Source organism: Ensifer sp. EB106-05-01-XG146, from assembly GCF_058791875.1.
The window spans coordinates 1983368-2005807 of record NZ_JBYTDX010000001.1 but is presented as its reverse complement, the minus strand read 5'-3'; the positions used below and the strand labels follow the sequence as shown (position 1 = coordinate 2005807).

Genomic DNA, 22440 nt, shown 5'->3' with positions numbered 1-22440 from the left:
AGATCGAGGCGTTGCTGCGACGATCGGGGAGCGCAGGCACGTCGTCGCTAGGAGCGGGTCCTCCTTGACAATGCAGCCGGACTGTTCGACCTTCGCGCTCATGACCTGCCGCCTCGCCAAACTGACGACTGCGAAAAAAGCCCCGCACCCGGGGCTGTCGGTCGTTGCGCGCAGAGCATAGCAAGCACAAGGACCAGATCGACCCCGCCGGTTCGGACGGGGTTTTCGCTTGCGCTCTCCGTCTCCGGTTTTTTCAAGGAGATGGAATTTCATGGAAAGCACAGCTTCAACGCAATCGCCGGGCCTTGGCGGCCTCTGGCTGCCGCTGATCACGCCCTTTCGCCATGGTGAACTGGACGAGCGCTCACTCCGCCGGCTGGTCGTCCACTATGCGGCCGAGCCGATCGATGGCTTCATTCTCGGCGCGACCACGGGCGAGGGCATGGCGCTCGACGAGGCGGAGTGCGAGCGGGTGGTTGCGATCACCAATCAGGCCCTGGCTGGATCCGGCCGGCGCATTCCGGTCTATTTCGGGCTTTCCGGCAGCGATACGCGGAAGTCGGTGAAGGCGCTGGAGCGGATGGCCGCTTGGGGCGTCGATGGCTATCTGATTGCCTGCCCCTATTACACGCGGCCGTCGCAGCGGGGGCTGTTTGCGCATTTCTCGGCCCTTGCTGATGCCACGGACCGGCCGATCCTGATCTACAACATTCCCTACCGGACGGGCGTCAACCTCGGCAACGAGACGATGCTGCAACTGGCGGAACGGAGAAACATCGTCGGCGTCAAGGATTGTTCGGCGGATGCGACGCAATCCTTCGATCTGCTGCGCCACAAGCCGCGCGATTTCGCCGTACTGACCGGCGAGGACCCGTTGTTCTACACGGCGCTGACGCAAGGGGCCGAAGGCGGGATCACGGCGTCCGCCCATGTGCAGACGGCAGCCTTCGCCGATGTTCGCAACAGGCTGCTTGCCGGCGACCAGGCGGGGGCGCTTTCCGCATGGCAGCGCCTTGCCGACCTGCCGCGGCTGCTCTTTGCCGAGCCGAGCCCCGGACCGATCAAGCACTGGCTGTGGCGCGCGGGGCTGATCGACAGCCCGGAGATGCGCCTACCGATGGTGCCGGTGAGTGATGACCTGGCGCTGAGGATCGAAAGGGCGATAGCGGCGCAGGACGGCCGCCGCTGAGCCTGCGACGGTTCCTCAAGGCGGGGCGATCGGTGAAAGGAAGATCGCCCTGCTTTGCGTGGTCGTTTGCATCGTATTTTAACAGTTACGTACTTTCGCCGAACGGCTTGTTTCGGCAGGATAGCGGTCCTCACGCGCGGTGTCCGACGGCCCTGTGCGGACCCGTGCTGCTGGGCATTGAAATGCCGCAGTTGAGGAAAAAAAACAGAGAACCATTCTTGCGAGCGATCCGTGTCCTGAACCGTCACGGGTGAGGGCGAAAGGCCGGTTTCCCGGCGCGATGACGAAGCCGGGCGAGATGGACGGTGTGCCAAAAACGGGGCGCCTGTGCGGGTGCCTTTCGAAAGCTGATTGATCAGGACGCCTGGAGACGATGATGAAAACATCCGGCAGCAATCTTGAAATCACTCGACGCGACATGATGAAAGGCGGGATCGGAGCAGCCTCGCTTGCCGCGATCGGTGCCGGCGCGGCCGTTCCGGCGGCTTTGACCGCCGCCTCGGTCGTTACCTCGGCCACGCCCGCCGAGGCGCAGCAAGCGCTCGGGCCGGGAGCGCCGACGCTGCCGGTGACCGGCGTTGCCATGCATCCAGGCTATGCCCGTACGATCGGGCAGATGGCCTATATCTGGGGCTGGCCGATCGTCAACATGCTGAACCGCAGGGCCAAGGTCACCCAGGCGCCCTATGCGGGTCTGCTCGGTGGCCTTTCGCCGGTGGCCCCGCGCGGCCAGGTGGGCATGCTGCACGACTATATCGAGCCGTCGGAAACCTTCGTCACATGCCCCAACCAGGACGTCGTCTATGGCCTCGGTTTCTTCGAGCTCGACGATGAGCCGGTCGTCGCGCAGGTGCCCGACTTCGGCGACCGCTTCTGGCTCTATTCGCTCTACGATGCCCGCACCGATCAGTTCGGCCAGCTCGGCAAGCCCTATGGCACGCGGCCCGGCTTCTATCTTCTTGTCGGCCCCGACTGGGACCGGCTGAAGCCCGCCGGCATCACCGACATCATCCGCTCCCCGACATCGCTTGCGAGCGCCATTCCCCGCATCTTCCAGACCGACGTGAGCGACGACAACCAGGCGGTCCAGCCGCTGATCAACCAGGTGGTTTTCTATCCGCTGAAAGAGTTTACCGGCGAGGCGAAGACGATCGAATGGGCAAAGCTGACCGACATTCCGGCTCCGCCCTTAAACGGCGGCGCGACCGACGCCGAAACCAAATGGGTGACGCCGGAGACGTTCTTCGACCAGTTCGGCGACGCCATCGCCTCGGTCGATCCGCTGCCGGGGGAGGAGGCGCTTTTTGCCCAGTTCCGCCTGTTGCTCGACGCGGCCGAGCGGGATCCCGAGCTTCGGGGCATGCTCGTCGACACCGCGATCGAGACCGAGAACAAGGTCATCCACCCCTTCTTGGAATGGCAGCGCAACGGGCTGCCGGCCGGCAATGGCTGGAACCGCTCGGTAAACAATGCGCAATGGGGGATCGACTACTTCAACCGGACCGGCACCGCCAAGTCGAACATGTTCAACAACCGGCCGAGCGAGACGCAGTATTTCTATACCGACTTCGACGGCGCCGGCGACCAGCTGACCGGCGTGAAACTCTACGAGATCACCTTTGCGCCCGGCCAGGAACCGCCGGTCAACGGCTTCTGGTCGCTGACCCTTTATGACGACAAGCACCTCTTCCACACCAACGACTTCAAGCGCTATTCGCTGGGCACCAAGAGCGACAGGCTGAAGCGCAATGCCGACGGCTCGCTGACGCTTTATGTGAGCGCCGAGCGCCCCGGCGGGGAGAAGGACAGCAACTGGCTGCCGGCGCCGCACGGAATCTTCTCGCTCTACATTCGCGCCTATTGGGGCAAGGACGCGATCCTCGACGGCACCTGGCAGCCGCCGAAGATCACGGTTGCGGCATGAGGGGGGCCAAGGTGCCGGGATAAACCGACGTCGGTTTGCCCGGCGTGCTCAACGCCAGAAGCGCTTGACGTCGATCACGTCGTCGAGCGCAGCCTGCGCGCGGTCGATGAGCTTGTTCTTGTTGGCCTGAACGACGAGCGTTCCGGCGTCCGGGTGATCTTCGAGGCCGATCTCGCCGAGCACATGCGGCGCCGAAACCAGATCGTTGAGCGTGCCGAGTTCATCCTGCAGTGCGGCCATTGCGGCCGTGAAGCGCTTGTGGCGCCTGGCGCCACGCTTGTCGTCGAACAGTGTCGCAAAGAATTCGGCGGCATAGCGCAGTTTCTTGGCGTCCTTGCGGGCCTCGTGCCGCTCCTCGTCGTTGATCTTGGCGAGCGCGCGGCCGTGCTTCTTCAGCTTCCGGCGCTCGCGGTCGAGCACGGCCTCGGCGAAATCGGTCACGGGCCGATCGTGAAGTTCGGCGGGCGGCGATGAAAGATAGGCGCCGCAGTGCAGCCACTGGTGGAGATCGAGCATGAGGGCGCGGCCGCGACCGTCATCGAGCGCCGCGAACACCTCCCGATAGCGGGCGGCGCGGGCCGTCTTCAGCCACTCGACAAGTTCCGGCTGGGATGCGCGGGCCAGGAGAACGTCGACGTCGCGGGCCTTGCCGAAGACGCCCGCCAGCCACTTCAGCTCGCCTTTCAGGCGCGTACTTTCGTCGTCCTGAAGCAAATCCCTGTAGAGCGAGAAGGCCGATCGCAGGCGCCGAAGGGCAACGCGAGCCTGGTGCAGGGCCTCCGGGTTCTGGCGCACGCGCAGCACGTCTTCGTTCAGGCGGTGGTGGCGAAGACAGGCAAGGGCGACCGTGCGGAAGCTCTTTGCCACCCGCATCTCGCGGTCGAGTTCGACCGGCTCGGCCTTGAAGACCATCTGCTCGGCATCGATGAGACGGAAGCCGCGCTCGGCCTTGGACATGACGCCGAAGCGGATGGGAACGATCGCCTCGATACGGCGGGCGAGCGTGAAGAGCGCCTCGGGCGCGCCGTCCTTGAGCTCAAGTTCGATCTCGCCGATCGCGGTCTGGCGGGTGCCCGCGGTGATCAGGCCGCGGTCGAGCACGACCTCGACGTCGGCGCCATCCTGTTTCACTTTCCAGGTGGTGCGCTCGACATCGACGGCAAAATGCGCCTGCAGATCGCCTGGCTCGAGGTCGAACTGGGCGGCAAGCGGCGTGGTGTGGTCGACCACCGGCTCGTCGCTGTCCAGCGGCTGCTCCCATTCCGGCCGGGCGAAAACCGAGGCGCTCGCTCCCGTCGCCTTGATCGTCTGGGTGCGGGCAGAACCGACCGTGCGGATGCGCAGCGTGAAACCCGACTGGAACAGGTCGCGGGCGCGCGTATCGAAATAGACGGACCGCTGGCTTTCGACGCGCGCCGGCTCACCCAGAAGCCCGGATGCGGCGAAGCGATCGAGATCTTCAGGGAGAAGCTCGAGCTTGATTTCGATTTCCGTGTTCAACCCCATCCTCCAACAAGTGCAAGAGACAACGCGATAATGCCATATGAGCACATTGGTTCGTGTTCTGGATGACATGGATCATATTTGCGGCGGCGGTCCCACGCGATAGGTCGCGCTCGAAGCTGAAGGCCGCCGGGGTGTACGGGTTTTCAATGGATTCCGGACGGAAAACCGCTTCGCACTTTTCCTCGAATTGCTTTTGAGGCGACGCAATTCCGAACGGACAAGCGCTTCACACTTTTCCTGGAATTGCTTTTGAGGCGACGCAATTCCGAACGGACAAGCGCTTCACACTTTTCCTGGAATTGCTTTTTGAGATGGCGCGATTCCGGACGGAAAACCGCTTCGCACTTTTCCTGGAATTGCTTTTTGAGATGGCGCGATTCCGGACGGAAAACCGCTTCGCACTTTTCCTGGAATTGCTTTTTGAGATGACGCAATTCCGAACGGAAAACCGTTTCACACTTTTCCTGGAATTGCTTAAGCTCCCCGCATTTCATGCCACGGAATTGATAAATGTCGCTTCGCCTTGCCACCTTCAACATCGAAAACCTTTTGAGCCGCTTCGATTTTTCCGGCTTTCGCAACCAGCTGAAACAGGACCGCGTGCTCCGGCTCTTCGACGTGAAGACGGAAGCCGAGTACCAGCGGCTGGAGGAGGCGCGCACGATTGCGCATACGGACGATACGCGGCAGATGTCGGCGCTCGCGATTGCCGATTGCGATGCCGATATCCTCTGCCTGCAGGAAGCCGACAACATGGCCTCGCTGCAGGCCTTCGAATACAACTACCTTTTTCGCATGGTCGGCAACGGCTATCGCCAGAAGTACCTGATAGAGGGCAATGATTCGCGCGGGATCGACGTCGCCGTGCTGATGCGCGAGGAGACGCGCGACGGCCAGCCGATCGAATGCCTCGACGTGAAGAGCCATGCGGGGCTGACCTATGAGGACCTCGACCTCTTCAACGACAGAATAGCGCTTACCAACCGTCCGGCCGACCGGATCTTCAAGCGCGACTGCCTGGAGCTGGACTTAAGGATCGGCGGGCGGCCGCTGACGCTCTACGTGGTGCATTTCAAGTCGATGGGGCCGGCGCGCGAAGGGCTCGACGGCCGGCAGGCGACGATGCCGCTGCGCGTGGCCGAAGCCTCGGCCGTGCGCCACATCATCGAAAGCCGCTTCGGCCGCGGGAAGACGGCCGATAAGATGTTCGCGATCTGCGGCGACATGAACGATTACCAGGAGAAGGTGAACATCCTCGGCGACCGGCGCACCGGCTACCAGTTCGTGCCGCATGAGGAGGAGACGAGTTCGCTCGACGTCTTTACCCGCGACGGCTTTGTCGAGAACCCGATGCTGCGCCGTCCGGTGATGGATCGCTGGACGCTGTTCCACAGCCGCGGGCCGCAGGAGCGGCATCTCTGCCAGCTCGACTATATCTGGCTTTCGCCGGCGCTTGCCAAGCGCAACGCGCACCAGGTGCCCGAGGTCATTCGCGGCGGCCAGCCGTTCCGCACGATCTTTCCGCCTGATCTGGAGGTGGAGCGCTATCCGCGCACCGGCTGGGACCGGCCGAAGGCGTCCGACCATTGCCCCGTGGCCATCACCCTGGATGTGTGAGCATGAGCGCGCTTGAAAGTAACACGGACGCCTGGCCGGATGAAGGCGTCATCATCCCGATCGATGCGGTGGATGTCCGCGTTACCGGCGCGGCGCATCCGTTTCACCAGGAGGAGGTGGAGCGCGCGCAGGAAAACTGGCAACGGGAGATTGCCGCCAACCCGCACCTCTTCGACGGGCGGATGGTGTTGCTCAGGGCGCTTCGCATCGCGGACGGCCGGCTGCGAGGCGAGGGGCATGTGGTGCCCTATTCGACCTTTCTCTGGTGGCGGAAGACGCGGGCAAAGAGTGCCTTTCATCTCTTTGCCATGCCGGCGATCCTTTCTTCCGATGGTGCGCTGATCCTCGTGCGCATGGGCGGGCACACCGCCAATCCGGGCCGGGTCTACAGCCCCTCCGGTTCGCTCGAGCCCGAGGATATCGTCGATGGCGGCTGCGACATCGACGGCAATATCCGCCGCGAGGCGATGGAAGAAACCGGCATCGACCTTTCGCTCGCGACCGTGGAGCCCGGCTATCACCTGCTGCATATGGGCCGCGCCGTGACGCTCATCCGCGTCTATCGCTATCCGGAGACGGCGGCAGCGCTGGTTGCGCGCGTGGCGGAGCACATTGCCGCGGACCCGGAGCCGGAGATTGACGAGGCGATCGCGGTTTTCGGCCCGGATCCCGTGGCGCACAACTATCCGCCCTTCATACCGCCGATCCTCGACTGGCTGTTTCGGCGCGAGAAGCCGCTCTGATTTCGAATCAACGGGACGTCGCATCTCCTTGTATTTGTGCGTTTTAGCGGGGGTCGCCACGCGGCCGCGCGGCGGCGGATGCGCGCCGGTTGCGGCCGGGAGGGTTTTTGGCCGCGTGAGCGGCGTAGCGTGCTGCCGGAGCCGGAGCTAAAGAAAACGTGATCCGCGCCGAGCTGTGTACCGGCGCTTTTAAGCCTTGCCGCCCGCGTCCCGACGCTGCAAAGTTCGCGCATATTCGCAAGGGGACATGAATGGCGCTCAGCTACGCGATCTACGACGTCTTCACCGACAGGCGACTGGAAGGCAATCCGCTGGCCGTGGTCTTCGGTGCCGACTGGCTCGACGATGAAGCGATGCAGGCGATCGCGCAGGAATTCAACCTGTCGGAGACGGTGTTTATCCGCAGGCCCGGCGGTGCGGCGCACACGGCAAAGCTCCGGATCTTCACGCCTGCCCAGGAACTGCCCTTTGCCGGCCATCCGACCGTCGGTGCGGCAATTGCGATCGCCGAGGCCCAGCGTGGCGCGATCGAGGAAGGTTTCGACCTCGTGCAGGTGCTGGAGGAGAAGGTAGGGCCGGTGCGCTGCGCCGTGCGGCTCAAGCCCGGGCAGGCGAGCTTTGCCGAATTCGACCTGCCGCGAAAATCGGTCAGGCTCGACGCACGCTTCGACCGGCAGGCGATCGCCGATGCGCTAAGCCTGAAACTCTCGCAGATCGGTTTCGAGAATCACGTTCCGTCGTTCTGGAGCGCGGGCGCACCCTTCGTCATGGTGCCGGTGCATGATGTGGCGGCGGCTTCGTCGATCGAGTTCGATTCGCTGCGCTGGGAGCAACTGACGCCGATGGCCGAGGGACGGCTGGCCGCGGCTTACGTCTATTGTCGCGGCGGCGTGAACCACACGGCGCGCTTTCACGCCCGCAAGTTCGGCCCTGGTGCCGGCAATCTGGAGGATCCGGCAACCGGCTCGGCCGTTGCCGCCCTTTCCGGCGCGATCCACTATTTCGACCAGTTCGTCGACGGCCATCATCCGGTGCTGGTCGAGCAGGGCATGGAAATGGGACGGCCGTCCTTCATCCATCTGCATCTCGACATCTCGGGCGGCGAGATCAGCAACGCCCGCATCGGCGGCCATGCGGTGAAGATTGCGGCCGGCGAACTCTACGTCTGAGGCGTCGGCATAAGACTTGGAAAATTCAGCTTAATCAGCGTCTTAAGAGAAGTTTTGGTGGGTGATCACGGGCTCGAACCGTGGACCCGCTGATTAAGAGTCAGCTGCTCTACCAACTGAGCTAATCACCCATCCGTGGCGTCGCTTTAGCGCACGACCTCATCACACTCAAGAGGGTATTTGCATCTCGCAATGATAAACTCACAGCCGTTTCCGCCGGAGCGGTCGGAGACGGCTAGATTCTTGCCTTCAATCATCCCCGTCGTCAGCGCACGTCGATGAAGTTGCCCCTGAGGTCGAAGCGGCAGTTGAAGAAGGTGACGCCGCGGCCGCCATCGTAGTTGCCCTGCACCCAATAGTAGCGGCCGCTTCGGAAGGCCATATTGACGGTGATCCGGTTGGGACGCACGCCGAAGGCGGCAGACGCTTCGCCCTGGCAGAAGCGCGGCATCATCCTTGCGTCGACACGATCCGGCTGCTGCGTGTCGTCGTATTGCGGCGGGCGTTCCGGGCGTGGCCGTGTGTTGCCGCCGGCAGACGTGACACGGCAGACGCCGTTGCCGACGCCCCGGCGCGTATAGCTGATTGAAGGCGAACCATCGCGGTTGACGCTGATCGAGATCGTGGTTCGTCCTTGGCTCGCCTCGTAATAATCGCTGCTGAACCGCTTCAGACGGGCCTGGCTGCCATTGATGAAGACGGGACCGCCCTGATCGGCGTGGACCTCGATACGGCCGGGGCAGGTGGCGTTGAAGAACGGCACTTCGGCCTTCGCCTCGGTGGCGAAGCCGGCAAGGATACCGACGAGCATTCCTGCGGCGATCGTGCTGCGCATGGGGATACCTCTCCAATCATCGCTCGTTTCGTGTGCCCGGCTCGCTGCAGTATGCCGACCATGCGCCTCGCGTCAAACGGGTCTTTTGTCGCGTTTCCCCTGTGGCCTGTATCCGCAGGGATGCGCGAGGGGTGGCCGGAACGCGCCCGGTTGATAGCGGGCGAGTTCTCCACAGGGGTTGCTCTAGCCTCACGAGATTTTTCAAAAGATTTTCACAAAGGCGCTGGACAACCAAACCGAACGCCTTTATACGCCCCCTCACGACAGCAGCGGGACACACCGCAGCGGTCGCGGATGGGTGATTAGCTCAGTTGGTAGAGCAGCTGACTCTTAATCAGCGGGTCCACGGTTCGAGCCCGTGATCACCCACCAAAACTTCTTCTAAAGCGCTGATTAGATTACAATTCCTATACTTAGGCCGATCGCATGTGTCCGGGCTTCTGGGCAAAAGTCACGGCCCGTTTCCGTTGCAAAATATACCGATTCGATGTTGCGCCCCCAGTGGGCGGCGCGCATTCCGCTGACCCGTGGGACGGGCGGCGGATGAGGATCGCAAAGACAGAGCTGGGCCAGCGTAATTGGTCTTCCGGCAATCAGTCGCCAAGCACGCGCGACGGCCGGGCCGCCGTCGCGCCGTGTCTTGCAGGGCTCGTGAATCACTTGGCCGGAAAATATCGCAGGGTTCCGGCGAGCCGGGGGCCGGTTGAGCCCTTGGTGTCCATCGGATGATTGATGCCGTCGTTGACCGGCAATTCTTCAAAATCAAAGGGGCTCACGCCCTCCAGGCAGGCTGCGTTAACGCCGTAGAAATCGGGGTTGGAGCGCGGCTTGTGAAAGGTGTAGATGCCGCATTTCGAGCAAAAGAAGTGCTCTGCTGCATTTGTGTTGAACTGATACTTGGTCAGCGCCTCGCCGCCCGAAAGCACAGTCACGCCGTCTTTGGCCGCCGAGACGGCAACCGCGCCCTTCAGCTGGCAGTATGAGCAGGTGCAGCGGCGGGCCGTATGAAGACCATTCTTCAGCCGAACATTGAAGCGAACCGTTTTGCAGTGGCAGGCGCCGTTTAGGTCCTGAACGTCGAAATTCATGGAAACATCCGTCTGGTCTGAGCCGAATTGATGTCTGTTCCATAAGGGCTGGATCACGGATCCTCAAGTGCGGGCCACCGGCGTCGCGGCCGGCGCGACCGACCCTCGGCCAGTTGTGCCGCCGGCACCGTTCGGCGTCGGTCGCCCCTATGTTTTCGAGATCAGCAGGCTCCGTTCAATTGGCGGTGCAATTGGGATCGTTTCCGTTGATGACGGTCACGCCCGAACCAGGGGCGGTCGAAAGGCTCACAAAGCCCGCAGCATTGCTGGTGTTGCAGTCATGCAACAGGCGCATCTTCAATCCTGCGTCTGCAGATTGTCCTCTTGCCGACAAAGTAATCCTGTGTAATTTTCGCCAAATCGGAGCTCAAACTAGAGGAGGCATACGATGAATATCAATTTTGTTCAGATGCGCGCCTCTGGTGGAATGGTTCACCCGTCACGACGAGTGTGCCGTAATCCTGTGTATTACTTCGGCGCATAACTGCGTCCTGAGTTCCGCCTTTTCGTATCTTCCATTTTGACTTGATGTGACCGGCTTCCGGAACGTAGTTCCGTATCCGCGCGCATCCATAATCTAGAGGACCCGACCGCTTTGCGCGGCGGGAAAAATCATGCGCGAATTGCAACTGACCACCGCTGGCGCCTTGCCGGCGATCATGGACGACCTTTTTCGAACGTTCGGCTTCCGCCGCACGGTCGGCGCTTTCCTGCTTGCTGCCTGGAGGCGTCAGCGGACGCTCAACCAGCTCAGCCACCTCTCCGACCGTATGCTGCGCGATATCGGCGCAGAGACGGGAGAGGGCGTGAAGAAGCCGGAGATCGCCGACATCTCGCTCTGGCAGATGCCGGTCGGCTATCCGGTGACGAGACACAACTGAGGCCCGCGTCAAGCGGGCCTCTTTTCCCGCAGCAACCGGTGGCCGATGAACAACGGCTCAGAGGGCAATCGGCTCACTGGGGGACTGGCGCGGCGAGCTTGGCCGCGCAGTCATGCTTGATCATCGCCGCGGCAAGGTTTTCCCGCCCCTTGCCGGTCGCCTTCGCCCTTGCCGCCGCCATCTCCCTGCACCAGCCGGCGTCGAGAACGTCCTCCGGGATGTGCGGTATGCAGGAGGACAGAAGCAGCAGCGAAGAGAGGAAGACGACGCGCATTCAGGGGCTCCGTGGGTGGGTTCCGAATTGATAGCATTGGCGGGCGATAGGGGAACAGACGGCAATGGCTTGGCCGAAAAGGTCGAGCGGCTTTGGAATTGTCGATCGGTGCGCCGCGTCCCCCGGCGTTTCCGAGCTCGGTGGGACATCGAAGTAGAACCTTGCGGCTGCGATGTGTATATCGCCGGCATTCAATTAGTGCGGGCGTGGCGGATGCGATTTGCAAGGGTCAGAAGAATATTGCTCTCCACGGTCCCGCTTGCTCGATTGGACTATCTGCTTGGCATCGCGCTGTGCGCCTTGCTCGTGGCAGCCCTGTTTCCGTTCGCGGCGGCTGACGAAGTAGGGTGGCCAGCGAAATCGGCGTTGATTTTCGGCTGCGGCTATGCGGTTTTCCTGACGTTGCGACGACTGGTCGATCTCGGCGTTGCCAATTCAGGGCTCGCCTTCCTGTTTCTCTATGCATATTCGGTCGCAGCCGGCGGACTTGGCAGGGCACTTGGCGCCTGGGGAGCAGTCGCCCCTGTGGCGCTGGCGTTGTTTTTGTTTCTAAGCCCGACGACTGCTGGTCGCGTGCCTGCGCAAGATCAGCCAGATTCGGTGGGCTGACTTCCGATGTTTCGCGCGATCGACCTGAAGTCGGCCATCGCCTTCGGCCTGCTACCGGGCGCCTGGACGGAGTTCGACTTCGATTGCGATGAAGGACCCGAGGCGACTTCGCCAGACGACGTGAAGTTCACGCTGGAGCTGGAGATCGGCACGAAGGAGGAAAGCTGGGCGGAGAGTTTTTCCGTTCTGGTGGTCACCCCCAACACCAGGCCCGGCCGGACCCCGCACACGCGATTTCTGGCGTTGCCACGCTACAGCCACGCGGTTCTCAAGGGGCACTTGGTCAAGGCGCTCGCCGCCAGTCAGCGCGACAGTTGGGAAGAAAGCCTCTTGGAACTGCGCAAGCGGTTTTTCTGGGAGTGGGAAAGTACCTGATCTCGCCCGGACTTCTGGGTGGTCGACTGGTGAACGCCGCCTCTCGCCGGCCGCACGGGCCGGTTTTCCCTGATTATATCGACGAGCGCGCTTGCCCGGTTTGCTCAATTAGCTATGACGGTGACGAGGTCGGGACATCCGGCATTTGAAACCGCGGGTGGAAGTGCAGTAGCGATGACGGACACCAGGAATATTATTGACGCGCGTGCGTGCAGCGACGAGGCCCTGCAGGCGATCGGTTCCGATGTGCTGATTGTTGGGTCGGGGGCTGCGGCCTGCGCCATGGCGACGCGGCTCTTGGCGGAGGGCTTGAAGGTCACGTTGCTTGAAACCGGCGACAACCTCGTCAACTCCGACAGCTCGCCCTTCTTCGAGATCGCCAACCAGGAGCCGTTCGGGCTTTCGTTCCAGATCGGCGGCGCGACCAATCTTTGGTCCGGGCGTGTCGCGCCGCTGGAAGATGTCGACCTGACGTCCGGCAACGACTGGCCGCTGGAGCGCGCTGAACTCGATGGATATTACCAGCAGGCGATCGAACTCCTGCAGCTGAAGCCGATCGGCGCTATCGACCAGGTGCCAGCCTATGACGGCGGCTCGGCGCCTTGGCGGGATTTCGTCTCCGACCCGGCCGTCTCGGTCAAGCGGTTCCAGTGGAGCCGTCCGGCCTTCAACGGTCAGGATTATCTGAAGGCGCTTGCGGGCAAGAACCCTGATCTCACCATCGTCTATAATTGCCGCGTGCTGCAGGTGATCCCGACCGCCGCCAGCGATCGCGTCGGCGCGGTGCGGGCGGCGATCGGCGAGGGGCGAACCGTGGAGCTTTCCGCCCCGGAATTCGTGCTTTGCGCCGGCGGGCTCGAAAACCCGCGCATCATGCTGAACAGCCGCCAAGGCGGGTTTTTGGCAAACGACAATATCGGCCGCTTCTTTTCCACCCATCCGAAGGCGAATGTCGGGCGCATTCACCTGTTCAAGACGGTGAAGACGGCAGGGCCGCTGTTCAGCGATCACAAGAGCGGCAGCAGCTCGCTGCGCTTCGGTGTCGGCGTGCGCAAGGGTCAGAAGAGAGACCAGCTGAACCATTATGTTCAGTTTTCGCCGCGCTTTGAATCGATCGGGCTCAAGCTTCTCGAACATGCGCAGCACGTGGTGGCTGCCGGCGAGGGCGGCGATCGCCCGCAATCGACCTTGCGTCGTCGCCTGACCTCGGCTCTGGCGGTTGTCGGCCAGGTCGCCTTCAACGTCATCGGCAAGATGGGGTTGCTCGGGCCGGGCGGCTCGATCCTCGTGGTGCGCGGCTTCTTCGACCAACATCCCAATGCCGAGCACAGGGTCGAGTTGAGCGAGGCGCGCGATCCCCATGGGCTGCCGAAGGGCGTCGTGCGCTGGTCGCTGACAGAAGATGACCAGGCGTCGATCCGCGAATTTCTGGACGAGCTTTCCGGGCTGCTGCTGCGCCACAATATCGGCAAGCTGATCTCGACGCTGCCGCCGGCAGGCAAGCCCTGGGACATCACCGGCATCCATTCCCATTTCATGGGCACGACGCGTATGGGCCGCTCGGCCGACATGTCCGTCATCGATCGCGATGGCCGGGTGCACGGGGTCGACAATCTCTATGCGGCAGGCGCGTCGGTCTTCACCTCCTACGGCTACGCCAATCCAGTACTGACAGTCATGGCGCTTGCAATGCTTACCGCCGATAAGATATGCCAGCGCCACAAAACAAAGGCGGGTAATCCATGACGGAAATGACTTCCCCGGAACTTAGCGGCAAGGAACAGCGAGCGAAACGCACGCGCTGGCAAAAGCTCTCGCGAAAGAACTACTTCGGGGGCAAGCTTTCGACGAAGAACCTGGTCCGGCTATGCCAGGAAAATGCTTCCAACAAGCGCACGATCATCGTTCACACCGAAGACGTTGACTATACTGAGTTTTTCCCGAACTCGTTCCTGGTCTCGAAGTCCGATCGCAAGAAGGCCGATCTCGTCGTCGACACGCATTACCATCTCGATGCCATCGAAAGCGAAAGCTACGACATCGTGCTCTGCACCGGCCTGCTCGAACATGTTCCCGATCCGCAGCGGCTGATCGACGACATGCGCCGCATCCTGAAGCCGAACGGCAAGCTGATCATCTCCGCCTCGGCGGTGTTCTCCTTCCACGAGGGGCCCGAGAACTATTTCCACTTCACGCCCTTCTCCTTCAAGATGCTGTTCAAGGACTGGAGCGAGATCGAGGACCTGCGCGGCTCGAGCATGCCGTTCGAAACGATCGGCATTCTGATGCAGCGCATTCTGCTGCAGTGCGACGTGTTTCCGCTGGCGCGCCCGTTCATCGAACTCATGGCGCGCTCGGCCCGGTTCTTCGACGTCTTCATTACCCAGCAGTACGATACGACGTGGAAATACACCGACGATCACAAGATCGATTCGATGATGCCTTCCAACATTCAAGCCGTGGTGAGGAAATAGCACCGATGTCTCTGGATTCGCTTTCAATACAAGAGTTTGACGGCTGCCGTTTCTTTTGTGGGGACAACAACAAGATCGAGCGCGAGTTGAAGAAGGGACGCAATTTCTTCGGCGAGTACCACTACGACTTTACCAATTTCGCCGTCGTTAAACGCTTGGTTGCGCTCGGCCATATCTGTCTCGACATCGGAGCCAATATTGGCGTCTATTCGAACGTGTTTGCGCATCTTTCCGGCGATGCAAGCAATGTGCATGCGTTCGAGCCGGTCAGGCATATCCGCCACAAGTTGCTCGCCAACGCCAAGCTCAACGGTCATTCGGGCCTCAACGTCAACGACTTCGCCCTCGGTGACGCCGAAACCAATATGACAATGTTTCAGATTAAGCAGGGCCACATCCGCGGCGGGGTGAGTTCGCTGTTGCAGAACGACACCTACAAGCAGCTAGGCGCCGAAAACTACGATGAGGTCGAGGTCGTGGTCACGTTGCTCGACAGCTACGTGGAAAATCGCAATCTGCGCTCGGTCGACTTCATGAAGATTGACGTCGAAGGCTTTGAAATGAATGTGCTTCGCGGCGGCCGCAAGACTGTCGAGCGCCACCGACCCTTTGTGCTTCTGGAGCTGGATTTCGAGCGCCACGGCGCGGCCGTTGGCAAGGAGATGAAGGACTACTTCTTCTCGCTCGGCTACCAGGCCTTCGAGCCGGAGACGACAAAGACGAGCCCCTTCACTCACCGCAAGCTGTCCTTTGTCCCCTATGATTTCAGCGACAGCCCACGCCGGCGCAATATCCTCCTAGTACCCTGAGCGCTTGCCGCGACCGTTACACGTTCGGCAGGACAAAAAGCGCTATAAAACAATCACCCACGGGCGACGCCCGTGGGTGATTGCGTTTTTGGCGCCGGGTGCTCGCGGGCTTTACGGGGTCGTCGCGGGCTGCGTGGTGGTCGGCTGCGTGGTTGTTGCTGGCGGCGTAGCCGACTGGTCTGTCGTTGCGGGCTGCTGGGTCGTCGCTGGCTGCTCGGTCGTTGCCGGCTGTGTCGTCGTCGTTGTCGGCGCTGTCTCGGTTGCCTGCTGGTTCGCCCCCGGTTTCAGGAACATCACAGCAAGTACAATGAGCACGACCACAACCACGATACCGATGATGGTGTTTCGATTCATCAAGGCTTCTCCTCAGGTTAAGTGCCTTGAAGCTGTAAATGGAGCGGTTGGTCGAATTATCAACGGGCCGGTTCGCGGGTCGGTTGAAAAACACATGCCAAACGTGGCGTGGGGCGGCTGCGACCGCCCGACGTGTGCGGCTGTCCCTGAAGTATAAACATGAGCCGGGTGGTTTTCCCCATCGACAGCCGGCTAAGCGAAAGCGCGAACCGACAAACCCGCCTTAGCGGGTGCCTTCGTCGGCAGCCTTCGGGACCGCGGTAATGAAGCCGAGCCGCAGCAGTTGCTTCGATCCGTCGAACTTCATCGAAGACTCGGAAAAGAGCTGCAGGGCGCCAGTGCTGGAGAGTGCATCCGTCATCTTCGCGTAGGCCGCCGAGCCGTCGAAATATTGCCCATCGGCCACCGCGTCGTTGATGACCTTCTGGTAGTCGGCAAAGAACTTGAAGTGCAGCAGCGTGCCAAGAATAGACGAGAAGTTGCGCTGATAGGGGAGCGGCTGGTGGATGCTAGGGCCGAAGCGACAGTCTTCGTCCCAATAGATCAGCGGGTACTTGATCATTTCCAGGTCCGAGTCGAACTCGCGGTGGCGAGCGCCGCCCTTGATGGTGATCGCCCGCTTCGTCGTCGTCAGCGTGTAGCCGCGGCTGTCGAAATGATCGGCGACTTCCCAGGGGGCACTTGTCTGCAACTGGTCGATGTCGGCGGCCCCGAGATCGACCGGATACATGTCCAGCATCGGTGCCGGGAGGCGCGAGATCTTCAGGCCCTCGAGCGCGTGGATGACCGACCAGAGCGTGCGGTTTTCGCAATCGTCATAGATCAGGAATTCGTCGGAATCGACGTTCACGTACCAGCGTTCGCCACCATACAGTGCGAACAGCGACTCTCTCCAGGCGCGTCCGCGCCGCGCATCCTTGTAGCGGACCGAGGATGCCCACAGGTCGACATCCGGCTGACAGAGCAGATATTCGCGGGTGCCGTCGGTCGAGGCATCGTCGACGCAGATGAAGCGGGTGATCCCGAGTGACCGGTAATGGGCGAGGAAGCCCGGCATGAGCTTGGCGTCGTTGCGGGTCAGGAAGATCAGCGGCAGGTCATCGGGATAGAGCGACGTCTGCCCCTGGGGGCTGACGCAGCGCAGATCGACCGCGTGGTTCATCCTGCGCTCGCGCCGCTCGACCTTGGTGGTCTCGTACCAGGTCGCGATGCGATCAAACAAGCTTCGATCCGTGATCGACTCGGCATCGGATCGATTCTTGAAGGGATACGCGATATCCGTCATGCTCATTCCGACATTTGTCATAAACAATATGAACCCGGACTAAATCAAAAGCACAGGCGTGGCAATCCATACGATCGCACGGATATGGGGAGCGAAAATCGCTGTGTCGAGTGGCTCGCACACGTGGAGTGCGCCCGGCTGCTACAGTTTCTGCAGGTATCCTTCAATGGCGGCATTCAAGCGGGCCGGCACTGGTGCGCAGCCTGACGTCAAAGCGTTTTCTGCGAAACTTTTTGGCCGCTATCCTGTTTCTCCTTCATCCACGTTCGCGCTGATGCGCCAAGAAGTGGAGGAGGCAGACATGACAAGCGTGATGAGCAAGCTATTGATGGCGGCCCTGGTGGCCGCGGGATCGGTCACCGCAATGCCGGCCGTCTCGCCGGCGCAATCACTCGACCTCTATATCGGCCGGGACCGGGATTATTACGGCGACGACTTCCGTCGCGAGCGGCGCTATGACGACGAAGATTACGTTCGCCCGCGCGGCTGCAGCACCGGTCAGGCGTTGCGCCGGGCCTATCGCGCCGGGCTGCGCGATCCAGAAATTGCCGCCATGAGCCGCAACCGGATCGTCGTTGAAGGCGAAACCCGGCGCGGCCAATATGCCCGGATCTATCTGGCGAACCGCAGCGGCTGTCCGCGCATCGGATAACGGCTGGGCGGTCGCATGACGATCGCGATCGTTCTCTCACATAGGCCGGCGCCGGCAATCGTTCGGCGTCGGCGGTCAGGTAACGTCGAAGTTTTGCGGGTTTCCTTGCGGCCGGGCACGGTGATAGACCTCGCCGCATGACCGCACTTTCCGATTTCAGCGCCACCCCGCTCGCCGAGCGCGCCTGCGGCACCTGTACGCTCTGCTGCCGCCTGCCGGATATCGATGCGCTGGAGAAGCCGGCCAATGCCTGGTGTCGGCATTGCACGGGTGCGGGATGCCGGATCTATGAGGACCGGCCGCAGCTTTGCCGTGACTTTCTCTGTCTCTGGCGTACGGACGAAACCTTGGGCGAGGCGTGGGATCCGGCGCGTTCGCATATGATGATCTATCGCCAGGGACCGCAGGTCACGGTTCTCGTCGATCCGGACCATCCGGACGCATGGAAGCGCGCACCCTATGCAGCGGTGCTGCAGGGCTGGGCGCGCGAGGGTGAGGGCGGGCAATATGTCATCGTCTTCGTCGGCGACGCAGTGTTCAAGGTTGATTGAGACCGGTTGGTAACGACCCGGCAGGCCCCCAGAAAGAAAGAGCCCCGCACGAGGGCGGGGCAAGCAGGCACCCAAAATGGCTCGGGGTGCGGGGAAGCGCAGTCCAGAAAGAACGTACTGCGCGGTACGGAAGCTAACGTGCATCCGCCGAAGCGGGAAAGGCCGGATTCGCTGATTCTGGTACGGTTGCCAAAATAAAGTGGCCCGCGCACGGGCGGGCAGGCGCGCCCCTGTGGTCGCTTCACTGGTCGCTTTTCAAGGCTATCGATTGACTTTGTCGGTCGGCGCTTCATTTCCGATTGGAGGAAAAGACGGAGACGATCATGTCAAAGGCGATGCTGACGTTCCTGTGCCTGGCGGTGCTTATGCTTTCGGCTTGCGCCAACACGGCGCGCGGCTTTCGGCAGGACGGTGTCGAAACCGGCCACGCGCTGGACGATGCGACCCATCGCGTGCTGAAATCGACATCGAAGTGACGCGAGACGAGGTGCCCCGGGCTGCAGCGGCCCACCTACCGCGATGGGGCGGTGCTGGCGCGCGCGGGACTTTCAGCGCTGCTGAAGATCACCGCGGCAAACAGCAGCACGCCGAGGAAGGCGACGATAGACGCGGCGGCAACGATGGGCTCGATCTCGGGCCTGCCTGTCGTCATCAGATAGAGCGAGGGCACGAGCACCGCGACGCCTGACGTGTAGACATAATACTGGATCAGTGCGAGCCGCCGCTCGGCCTTGGCCGGGTTGAGCGCGTAATAGATGCCGAAGATCGCCATCGTCACCCAGCCGAGCAGGTTCGTATGGGCATGGGCCGGCGTTGCTGCATGGTCCTGGCTGATCGCCATGTGCAGGCCCATGCAGAGGCCGATGATCAGGAAGATGATTGCGGTCTTGAAATAGAGTTGCGCAAGCCTTGGCATGGACTGTCTCCTCCGCGATGCCTTTGCTGTCTATTAGCATGTTCGCAAATGATTGGAGATTGCCAATATTGGGCGTGTGGGGGCGTCCGGGCAGGCGAAGGTCAGGCGGGCCGGGCGGTGGCGGCGGCGAGCGCGGCGCGTTTGCGCGTCGCCATGCCGTCGAAGGTGGTGAGCCCCTGGTGCTGCAGGTAAGCCGAAATCGCCGCCTCGATGCCGCGATCGTTGCCGCCTTCGGTTTCCCAGAAGGCTTCGATGGCTGCAAAGAGGGCGGATCTGTCGAGCGTGACGGTCATCGCAAGCTGGTTCCGAACTGCTGGCGGTGGTTGAGGGTGCCGTGGGCGGTTTGGCCGAAAGGCGCGCACTGCGCGCTGAAATCGGCGCACCAGCGTTCCCATGCCTGCGACGTTCGCACGAAAGCGGGCAGTCTGTGTTCCTGCTCGGGGCTCTGGTCGAAACCGTTCAGCCAGGCATCGGCGACGGTCTCGGTAACATCTTCGCCGTGAAGCGCGTCGAGATCGAAGCGGATTAGCCGCTCCACATGCTCGCCGTCATGCACATCGAGCCAGTCGGCTGCGGTTCGGTAGGTGGTGCCCGTCGTGTCGGTCTCGTCGCAGAAGGTGCCGGCACCGAGCGTCATCATGGCGAGAATGATTTCTCGGCGCTTTAGAAAGGGTGCTGCGCTCATCGCCGTTGCGGCGCCCACGGAGATCGCATCCGACATCGTTCACCTCGTCTGTTCGAGGTGCGCACTGGAACACCCTTCGCGGGTTTCCTGTCGGCCCCTCCGGCTGTGTTTCTGATGTAGATATAGGAAAAATCCTATCATTCAGTCAATAGGAAAAACACTGCCGGCAGGAATTGCCTTGTTCAAGTTGTCGATGACGCACTGTTTGTTCTTGTTTTGTTCGGGTGATTGCGCCACTGTGGGGCCGCCATTCCAGGTGGCGGAAAAGGAGCATGGGATGATCACCTACTTCGTCGTTCAGAGCTTCACACTGGGGAGCCGCGGCGCATTTCTCGCCGACGATCCGGTGCAGGCGACCGGACCCGAGCATGCCCAGCGGCTGGCCGAAAGGCTCGCGGCGACCAAGGTGGGGGTGATCGCCTTCAGCCGCTCGGGCGACCTGGCGACCGGTGAGTTCGAGGATGCCAGGGTGCTCTTTACGATCGGCGACCTGCCCACGGAGATCGAGGAGGCGATGGCGGCGTGACGGCTGTCGCCGGGCAGGGGTGGCCCGTAACGGTCACATCCGTGAGCGGTCGAAGAAGGCGCTCACCGCTTGGGAGCCACTCAATGTTCATTGGTTACGAGCCGGGCGCGCCGTGGTAATGTCGTCGCGCAATGTTGGGAGGCGTGAAATGATGTCCGTCGACAGTCGTGCAAGCGGCGAGCCGTCTACCGGTCAATATTGGTCTTCGCCCATTCCGGTTGACGAGGCCGAGTTGAGCCCCGTTCTCCTGCGACAGATCAATTTTTGCGACGACAGGCGCGGATTTCGGGCCTATGTCGTGCAGGTGTTTGCCGATCCTGCCGGGCCTCCAGAGGCCATGTTCGAGCTTGCGTACAATCGCAGGAGCAAGCGCGCCTGCGCCATTTTCGAGGCGGTTCGGGCGGCTGACCTTGGTGGTTCCGGTGATAGGGTCGTCGCTGCGGCCGATCCGATCTGGGTGGTCGCAAACAGCCCTCGGACAGCGGTTGACGCTGCTTTTCAGGCCTTGGTCGATCGGTGTTCCGACTAAGGCAACTCGCTTATTTGTGCTGTTTGCGGCGGCGATGGGCGAGAAATCAAAGACTTAAAGCGCGACGAGCGGGCTGAAAAATTGCGGCGTACCTAAGCGGCGGCTGCTCGGCGATCCCGACCGGATTGCCGCTCAATCTCTTTAAAATCCTGTGATTGTTTGTGGTGCTCGCCCCGTTTACCGCGCGCTGTATTTGCCGACGACCCGGTGGCAGAAGGACCATTCGACCCGGCTTTCGGTGAACTCCAGGGAGGGGTTGTATTGCCTCAGCGTCCATTCGCGGTCGTTGAACGAGACGAGCCGCTTGATGATTGCCTCGGCATCGTTGGCGGGGGGGACGTGGTAGAGCACCACGTCCTTGTCGCGCGTGGGTGGCAGGTGCGGGTGGACGAGCGCCATGTCGCCCGGCTCATAGGCCGGGATCATCGAGCTGCCGGTGAGGTAGATGCCGTAGGCGCCCTTGACGCCCTCGAGCACGGACGGGCGCTTGACATATTCGACCGCATCGAAGGTGACGATCACATGGCCGTCGCCGCCTTGCGCGGCCGCAAAGATCGGCAGGTCGCGATGGCCGACGAGTTGCTCGCCGGGCACGATCTGCGGCGCAAAACCCGGCGCGCGTCTGGGCGCGGCTTCGCCGGCGGCGGCAGCGCCCTGGATCAGCTCGACGATCGCGCGGGCGTCGCGCTCGCGCAGTTCCCGCGGCGTCTCCCGCTCCACGAACTGCTGGATATAGGCATGGTTCTTCCCGATCGCGATCGACAGATCCTTGTAGGTCGTCTTCTTCGCGTCGACTGCTTCCCGGATGAGGTGGCGCAATTCGTCCATGGCACTGGCATCCCAGATTTCGTTTCCGTCGTCCAATAGGATTTTTCCTCTTGATGGCAATAAGAAATCCTACTATGAATAGGATGTCAACGGAAATGAGCGGCAGAAACCGCTGCAGCAACCGTCACGGCGCCCAGTGGGCCAGCAAGCGGACTGGATGCGGATGATCGATCCGTTTCAGCCGATGCCGACCAGGGGGCGCATTCAGCATCGATCGCCGCATCTTGTGCGGTGGTCCAGGTGAGAGGCCGTCGTTTCCTCCCCGGCGACCTCTCGCTTTTCCAATCGATGCCGGCGCGCCGGCGCATGGTTGCCACGCGGGCCGATGACGGTCCGTGGTCGGTGACGTGCGCCACGTCGGTGGAGAGCAGCCGGCGCGCAGCCAGTGCGTGCCGGCGGCGCCAAGGTCACGGGTTTCGGCCGTTGCAGTGCCTCCTTCGGCGGAGGCGTGGCCCCCTGACACCGGGAGGGGACAGCGAAGGCGATCGGCTGCTTGCCTGACGGTGGGCGGCAAGGCGACCGGCCGGTGACGGGAAGAACAATCGGAAGCGGGCGCGCGGCAGGCGCGACGAATGGCCGTGCCAATGGGCACGGCCAAAGGGGAAAGCATGGGAAGCGGCA

Annotated in this window: 26 protein-coding genes and 2 tRNA genes; 16 read left to right on the top strand and 12 right to left on the bottom strand. The window is 62.1% G+C overall.

The window, feature by feature from the left end; all coding sequences use genetic code 11:
* Window positions 1–271: 271 nt before the first annotated feature.
* Together dapA and AC3WVQ_RS09930 are read left to right on the top strand one after the other, a co-directional pair.
* On the top strand, window positions 272–1189 hold the full coding sequence (gene dapA, locus AC3WVQ_RS09935; protein WP_110818632.1) for a 4-hydroxy-tetrahydrodipicolinate synthase: 918 nt from the start codon (window positions 272–274) through the stop codon (window positions 1187–1189).
* Window positions 1190–1565: 376 nt separating this feature from the next.
* Complete coding sequence (locus tag AC3WVQ_RS09930; protein ID WP_090294105.1) at window positions 1566–3113, top strand: DUF1254 domain-containing protein; 1548 nt, start codon at window positions 1566–1568, stop codon at window positions 3111–3113.
* Between the two features lie 48 nt (window positions 3114–3161).
* Here the strand turns inward: AC3WVQ_RS09930 and AC3WVQ_RS09925 are convergent, their stop codons facing one another.
* A complete protein-coding gene (locus AC3WVQ_RS09925; protein WP_244546693.1) occupies window positions 3162–4619 on the bottom strand; it encodes a CYTH and CHAD domain-containing protein in 1458 nt (485 codons plus the stop codon).
* Between the two features lie 143 nt (window positions 4620–4762).
* Window positions 4763–5158 (bottom strand): hypothetical protein, encoded by a 396-nt coding sequence (locus tag AC3WVQ_RS09920; protein ID WP_176960260.1) that lies wholly within the window; start codon window positions 5156–5158, stop codon window positions 4763–4765.
* Between AC3WVQ_RS09920 and AC3WVQ_RS09915 the strand changes: the two genes are divergently transcribed.
* From AC3WVQ_RS09915 to AC3WVQ_RS09905, 3 genes are all read left to right on the top strand, one after another.
* Window positions 5130–6236: an endonuclease/exonuclease/phosphatase family protein gene (locus AC3WVQ_RS09915; protein ID WP_034793373.1), complete on the top strand. Its 1107-nt coding sequence runs from the start codon at window positions 5130–5132 to the stop codon at window positions 6234–6236. The two genes, AC3WVQ_RS09920 and AC3WVQ_RS09915, sit on opposite strands and share 29 nt — an antisense overlap.
* A 2-nt stretch (window positions 6237–6238) precedes the next feature.
* Window positions 6239–6979: an NUDIX hydrolase gene (locus AC3WVQ_RS09910; RefSeq protein WP_090294099.1), complete on the top strand. Its 741-nt coding sequence runs from the start codon at window positions 6239–6241 to the stop codon at window positions 6977–6979.
* Between the two features lie 251 nt (window positions 6980–7230).
* Complete coding sequence (locus AC3WVQ_RS09905; protein WP_110818631.1) at window positions 7231–8148, top strand: PhzF family phenazine biosynthesis protein; 918 nt, start codon at window positions 7231–7233, stop codon at window positions 8146–8148.
* 55 nt (window positions 8149–8203) lie between these two features.
* On the opposite strand, the gene AC3WVQ_RS09900 is transcribed toward AC3WVQ_RS09905, so the two are convergent.
* Together AC3WVQ_RS09900 and AC3WVQ_RS09895 are read right to left on the bottom strand one after the other, a co-directional pair.
* Window positions 8204–8279: transfer RNA gene (locus AC3WVQ_RS09900), tRNA-Lys, on the bottom strand.
* A 134-nt stretch (window positions 8280–8413) separates the two neighbouring features.
* Window positions 8414–8983, bottom strand: coding sequence for a hypothetical protein (locus AC3WVQ_RS09895; protein WP_210187426.1), 570 nt, complete (start codon window positions 8981–8983; stop codon window positions 8414–8416).
* Between the two features lie 296 nt (window positions 8984–9279).
* Here AC3WVQ_RS09895 and AC3WVQ_RS09890 point away from each other — a divergent pair.
* Window positions 9280–9355: transfer RNA gene (locus AC3WVQ_RS09890), tRNA-Lys, on the top strand.
* Between the two features lie 284 nt (window positions 9356–9639).
* Here AC3WVQ_RS09890 and AC3WVQ_RS09885 read toward each other — a convergent pair.
* A complete protein-coding gene (locus tag AC3WVQ_RS09885) occupies window positions 9640–10071 on the bottom strand; it encodes a GFA family protein (RefSeq protein WP_060516128.1) in 432 nt (143 codons plus the stop codon).
* A 614-nt stretch (window positions 10072–10685) separates the two neighbouring features.
* Here AC3WVQ_RS09885 and AC3WVQ_RS09880 point away from each other — a divergent pair.
* The gene (locus tag AC3WVQ_RS09880; RefSeq protein WP_034793390.1) at window positions 10686–10952 is read left to right on the top strand and encodes a DUF1127 domain-containing protein; all 267 of its coding nucleotides are present in this window, start codon (window positions 10686–10688) and stop codon (window positions 10950–10952) included.
* 73 nt (window positions 10953–11025) lie between these two features.
* On the opposite strand, the gene AC3WVQ_RS09875 is transcribed toward AC3WVQ_RS09880, so the two are convergent.
* A complete protein-coding gene (locus tag AC3WVQ_RS09875; RefSeq protein WP_060516129.1) occupies window positions 11026–11226 on the bottom strand; it encodes a hypothetical protein in 201 nt (66 codons plus the stop codon).
* A 69-nt stretch (window positions 11227–11295) separates the two neighbouring features.
* On the opposite strand from AC3WVQ_RS09875, the gene AC3WVQ_RS09870 reads away from it, so the two are divergent.
* The 5 genes from AC3WVQ_RS09870 (at window position 11296) to AC3WVQ_RS09850 (ending at window position 15493) form a co-directional block, all read left to right on the top strand.
* Complete coding sequence (locus tag AC3WVQ_RS09870; protein WP_143034192.1) at window positions 11296–11835, top strand: hypothetical protein; 540 nt, start codon at window positions 11296–11298, stop codon at window positions 11833–11835.
* A gap of 6 nt (window positions 11836–11841) precedes the next feature.
* On the top strand, window positions 11842–12210 hold the full coding sequence (locus tag AC3WVQ_RS09865; RefSeq protein WP_090294094.1) for an Imm8 family immunity protein: 369 nt from the start codon (window positions 11842–11844) through the stop codon (window positions 12208–12210).
* 174 nt (window positions 12211–12384) lie between these two features.
* Window positions 12385–13956: a GMC oxidoreductase gene (locus AC3WVQ_RS09860; RefSeq protein WP_162731828.1), complete on the top strand. Its 1572-nt coding sequence runs from the start codon at window positions 12385–12387 to the stop codon at window positions 13954–13956.
* Complete coding sequence (locus AC3WVQ_RS09855) at window positions 13953–14684, top strand: class I SAM-dependent methyltransferase (protein WP_051659275.1); 732 nt, start codon at window positions 13953–13955, stop codon at window positions 14682–14684. The genes AC3WVQ_RS09860 and AC3WVQ_RS09855 overlap by 4 nt, the downstream gene beginning before the upstream one ends.
* Before the next feature lie 5 nt (window positions 14685–14689).
* On the top strand, window positions 14690–15493 hold the full coding sequence (locus tag AC3WVQ_RS09850; RefSeq protein WP_110818630.1) for an FkbM family methyltransferase: 804 nt from the start codon (window positions 14690–14692) through the stop codon (window positions 15491–15493).
* A 111-nt stretch (window positions 15494–15604) separates the two neighbouring features.
* On the opposite strand, the gene AC3WVQ_RS09845 is transcribed toward AC3WVQ_RS09850, so the two are convergent.
* Together AC3WVQ_RS09845 and AC3WVQ_RS09840 are read right to left on the bottom strand one after the other, a co-directional pair.
* A complete protein-coding gene (locus tag AC3WVQ_RS09845; protein ID WP_090294089.1) occupies window positions 15605–15847 on the bottom strand; it encodes a hypothetical protein in 243 nt (80 codons plus the stop codon).
* A gap of 223 nt (window positions 15848–16070) precedes the next feature.
* Window positions 16071–17057 carry a glycosyltransferase family 2 protein gene (locus tag AC3WVQ_RS09840; RefSeq protein WP_162731833.1) on the bottom strand — a complete coding sequence of 329 codons (987 nt, stop codon included), beginning with the start codon at window positions 17055–17057 and terminating at the stop codon, window positions 16071–16073.
* Window positions 17058–17298: 241 nt separating this feature from the next.
* Here AC3WVQ_RS09840 and AC3WVQ_RS09835 point away from each other — a divergent pair, with 241 nt between their 5' ends.
* The 3 genes from AC3WVQ_RS09835 (at window position 17299) to AC3WVQ_RS09825 (ending at window position 18811) form a co-directional block, all read left to right on the top strand.
* Entirely contained in the window at window positions 17299–17784 is a 486-nt protein-coding gene (locus AC3WVQ_RS09835) for a hypothetical protein (RefSeq protein WP_492382707.1), read from the top strand.
* A 137-nt stretch (window positions 17785–17921) separates the two neighbouring features.
* Window positions 17922–18335 (top strand): hypothetical protein, encoded by a 414-nt coding sequence (locus tag AC3WVQ_RS09830; protein WP_090294087.1) that lies wholly within the window; start codon window positions 17922–17924, stop codon window positions 18333–18335.
* A 323-nt stretch (window positions 18336–18658) separates the two neighbouring features.
* The gene (locus AC3WVQ_RS09825; protein ID WP_060601181.1) at window positions 18659–18811 is read left to right on the top strand and encodes a hypothetical protein; all 153 of its coding nucleotides are present in this window, start codon (window positions 18659–18661) and stop codon (window positions 18809–18811) included.
* Between the two features lie 35 nt (window positions 18812–18846).
* Here AC3WVQ_RS09825 and AC3WVQ_RS09820 read toward each other — a convergent pair whose 3' ends face one another.
* The 3 genes from AC3WVQ_RS09820 to AC3WVQ_RS09810 form a co-directional block, all read right to left on the bottom strand.
* Complete coding sequence (locus AC3WVQ_RS09820; protein WP_060601179.1) at window positions 18847–19251, bottom strand: heme-copper oxidase family protein; 405 nt, start codon at window positions 19249–19251, stop codon at window positions 18847–18849.
* A gap of 101 nt (window positions 19252–19352) precedes the next feature.
* A complete protein-coding gene (locus tag AC3WVQ_RS09815; RefSeq protein ID WP_060516135.1) occupies window positions 19353–19544 on the bottom strand; it encodes a hypothetical protein in 192 nt (63 codons plus the stop codon).
* Window positions 19541–19972 carry a hypothetical protein gene (locus AC3WVQ_RS09810; RefSeq protein WP_060516136.1) on the bottom strand — a complete coding sequence of 144 codons (432 nt, stop codon included), beginning with the start codon at window positions 19970–19972 and terminating at the stop codon, window positions 19541–19543. The genes AC3WVQ_RS09815 and AC3WVQ_RS09810 overlap by 4 nt, the downstream gene beginning before the upstream one ends.
* 241 nt (window positions 19973–20213) lie before the next feature.
* Here AC3WVQ_RS09810 and AC3WVQ_RS09805 point away from each other — a divergent pair, with 241 nt between their 5' ends.
* The gene (locus tag AC3WVQ_RS09805; protein WP_034793442.1) at window positions 20214–20462 is read left to right on the top strand and encodes a hypothetical protein; all 249 of its coding nucleotides are present in this window, start codon (window positions 20214–20216) and stop codon (window positions 20460–20462) included.
* 706 nt (window positions 20463–21168) lie between these two features.
* Here AC3WVQ_RS09805 and AC3WVQ_RS09800 read toward each other — a convergent pair.
* A complete protein-coding gene (locus tag AC3WVQ_RS09800) occupies window positions 21169–21855 on the bottom strand; it encodes a S24 family peptidase (protein WP_244546691.1) in 687 nt (228 codons plus the stop codon).
* Between the last annotated feature and the right edge of the window lie 585 nt (window positions 21856–22440).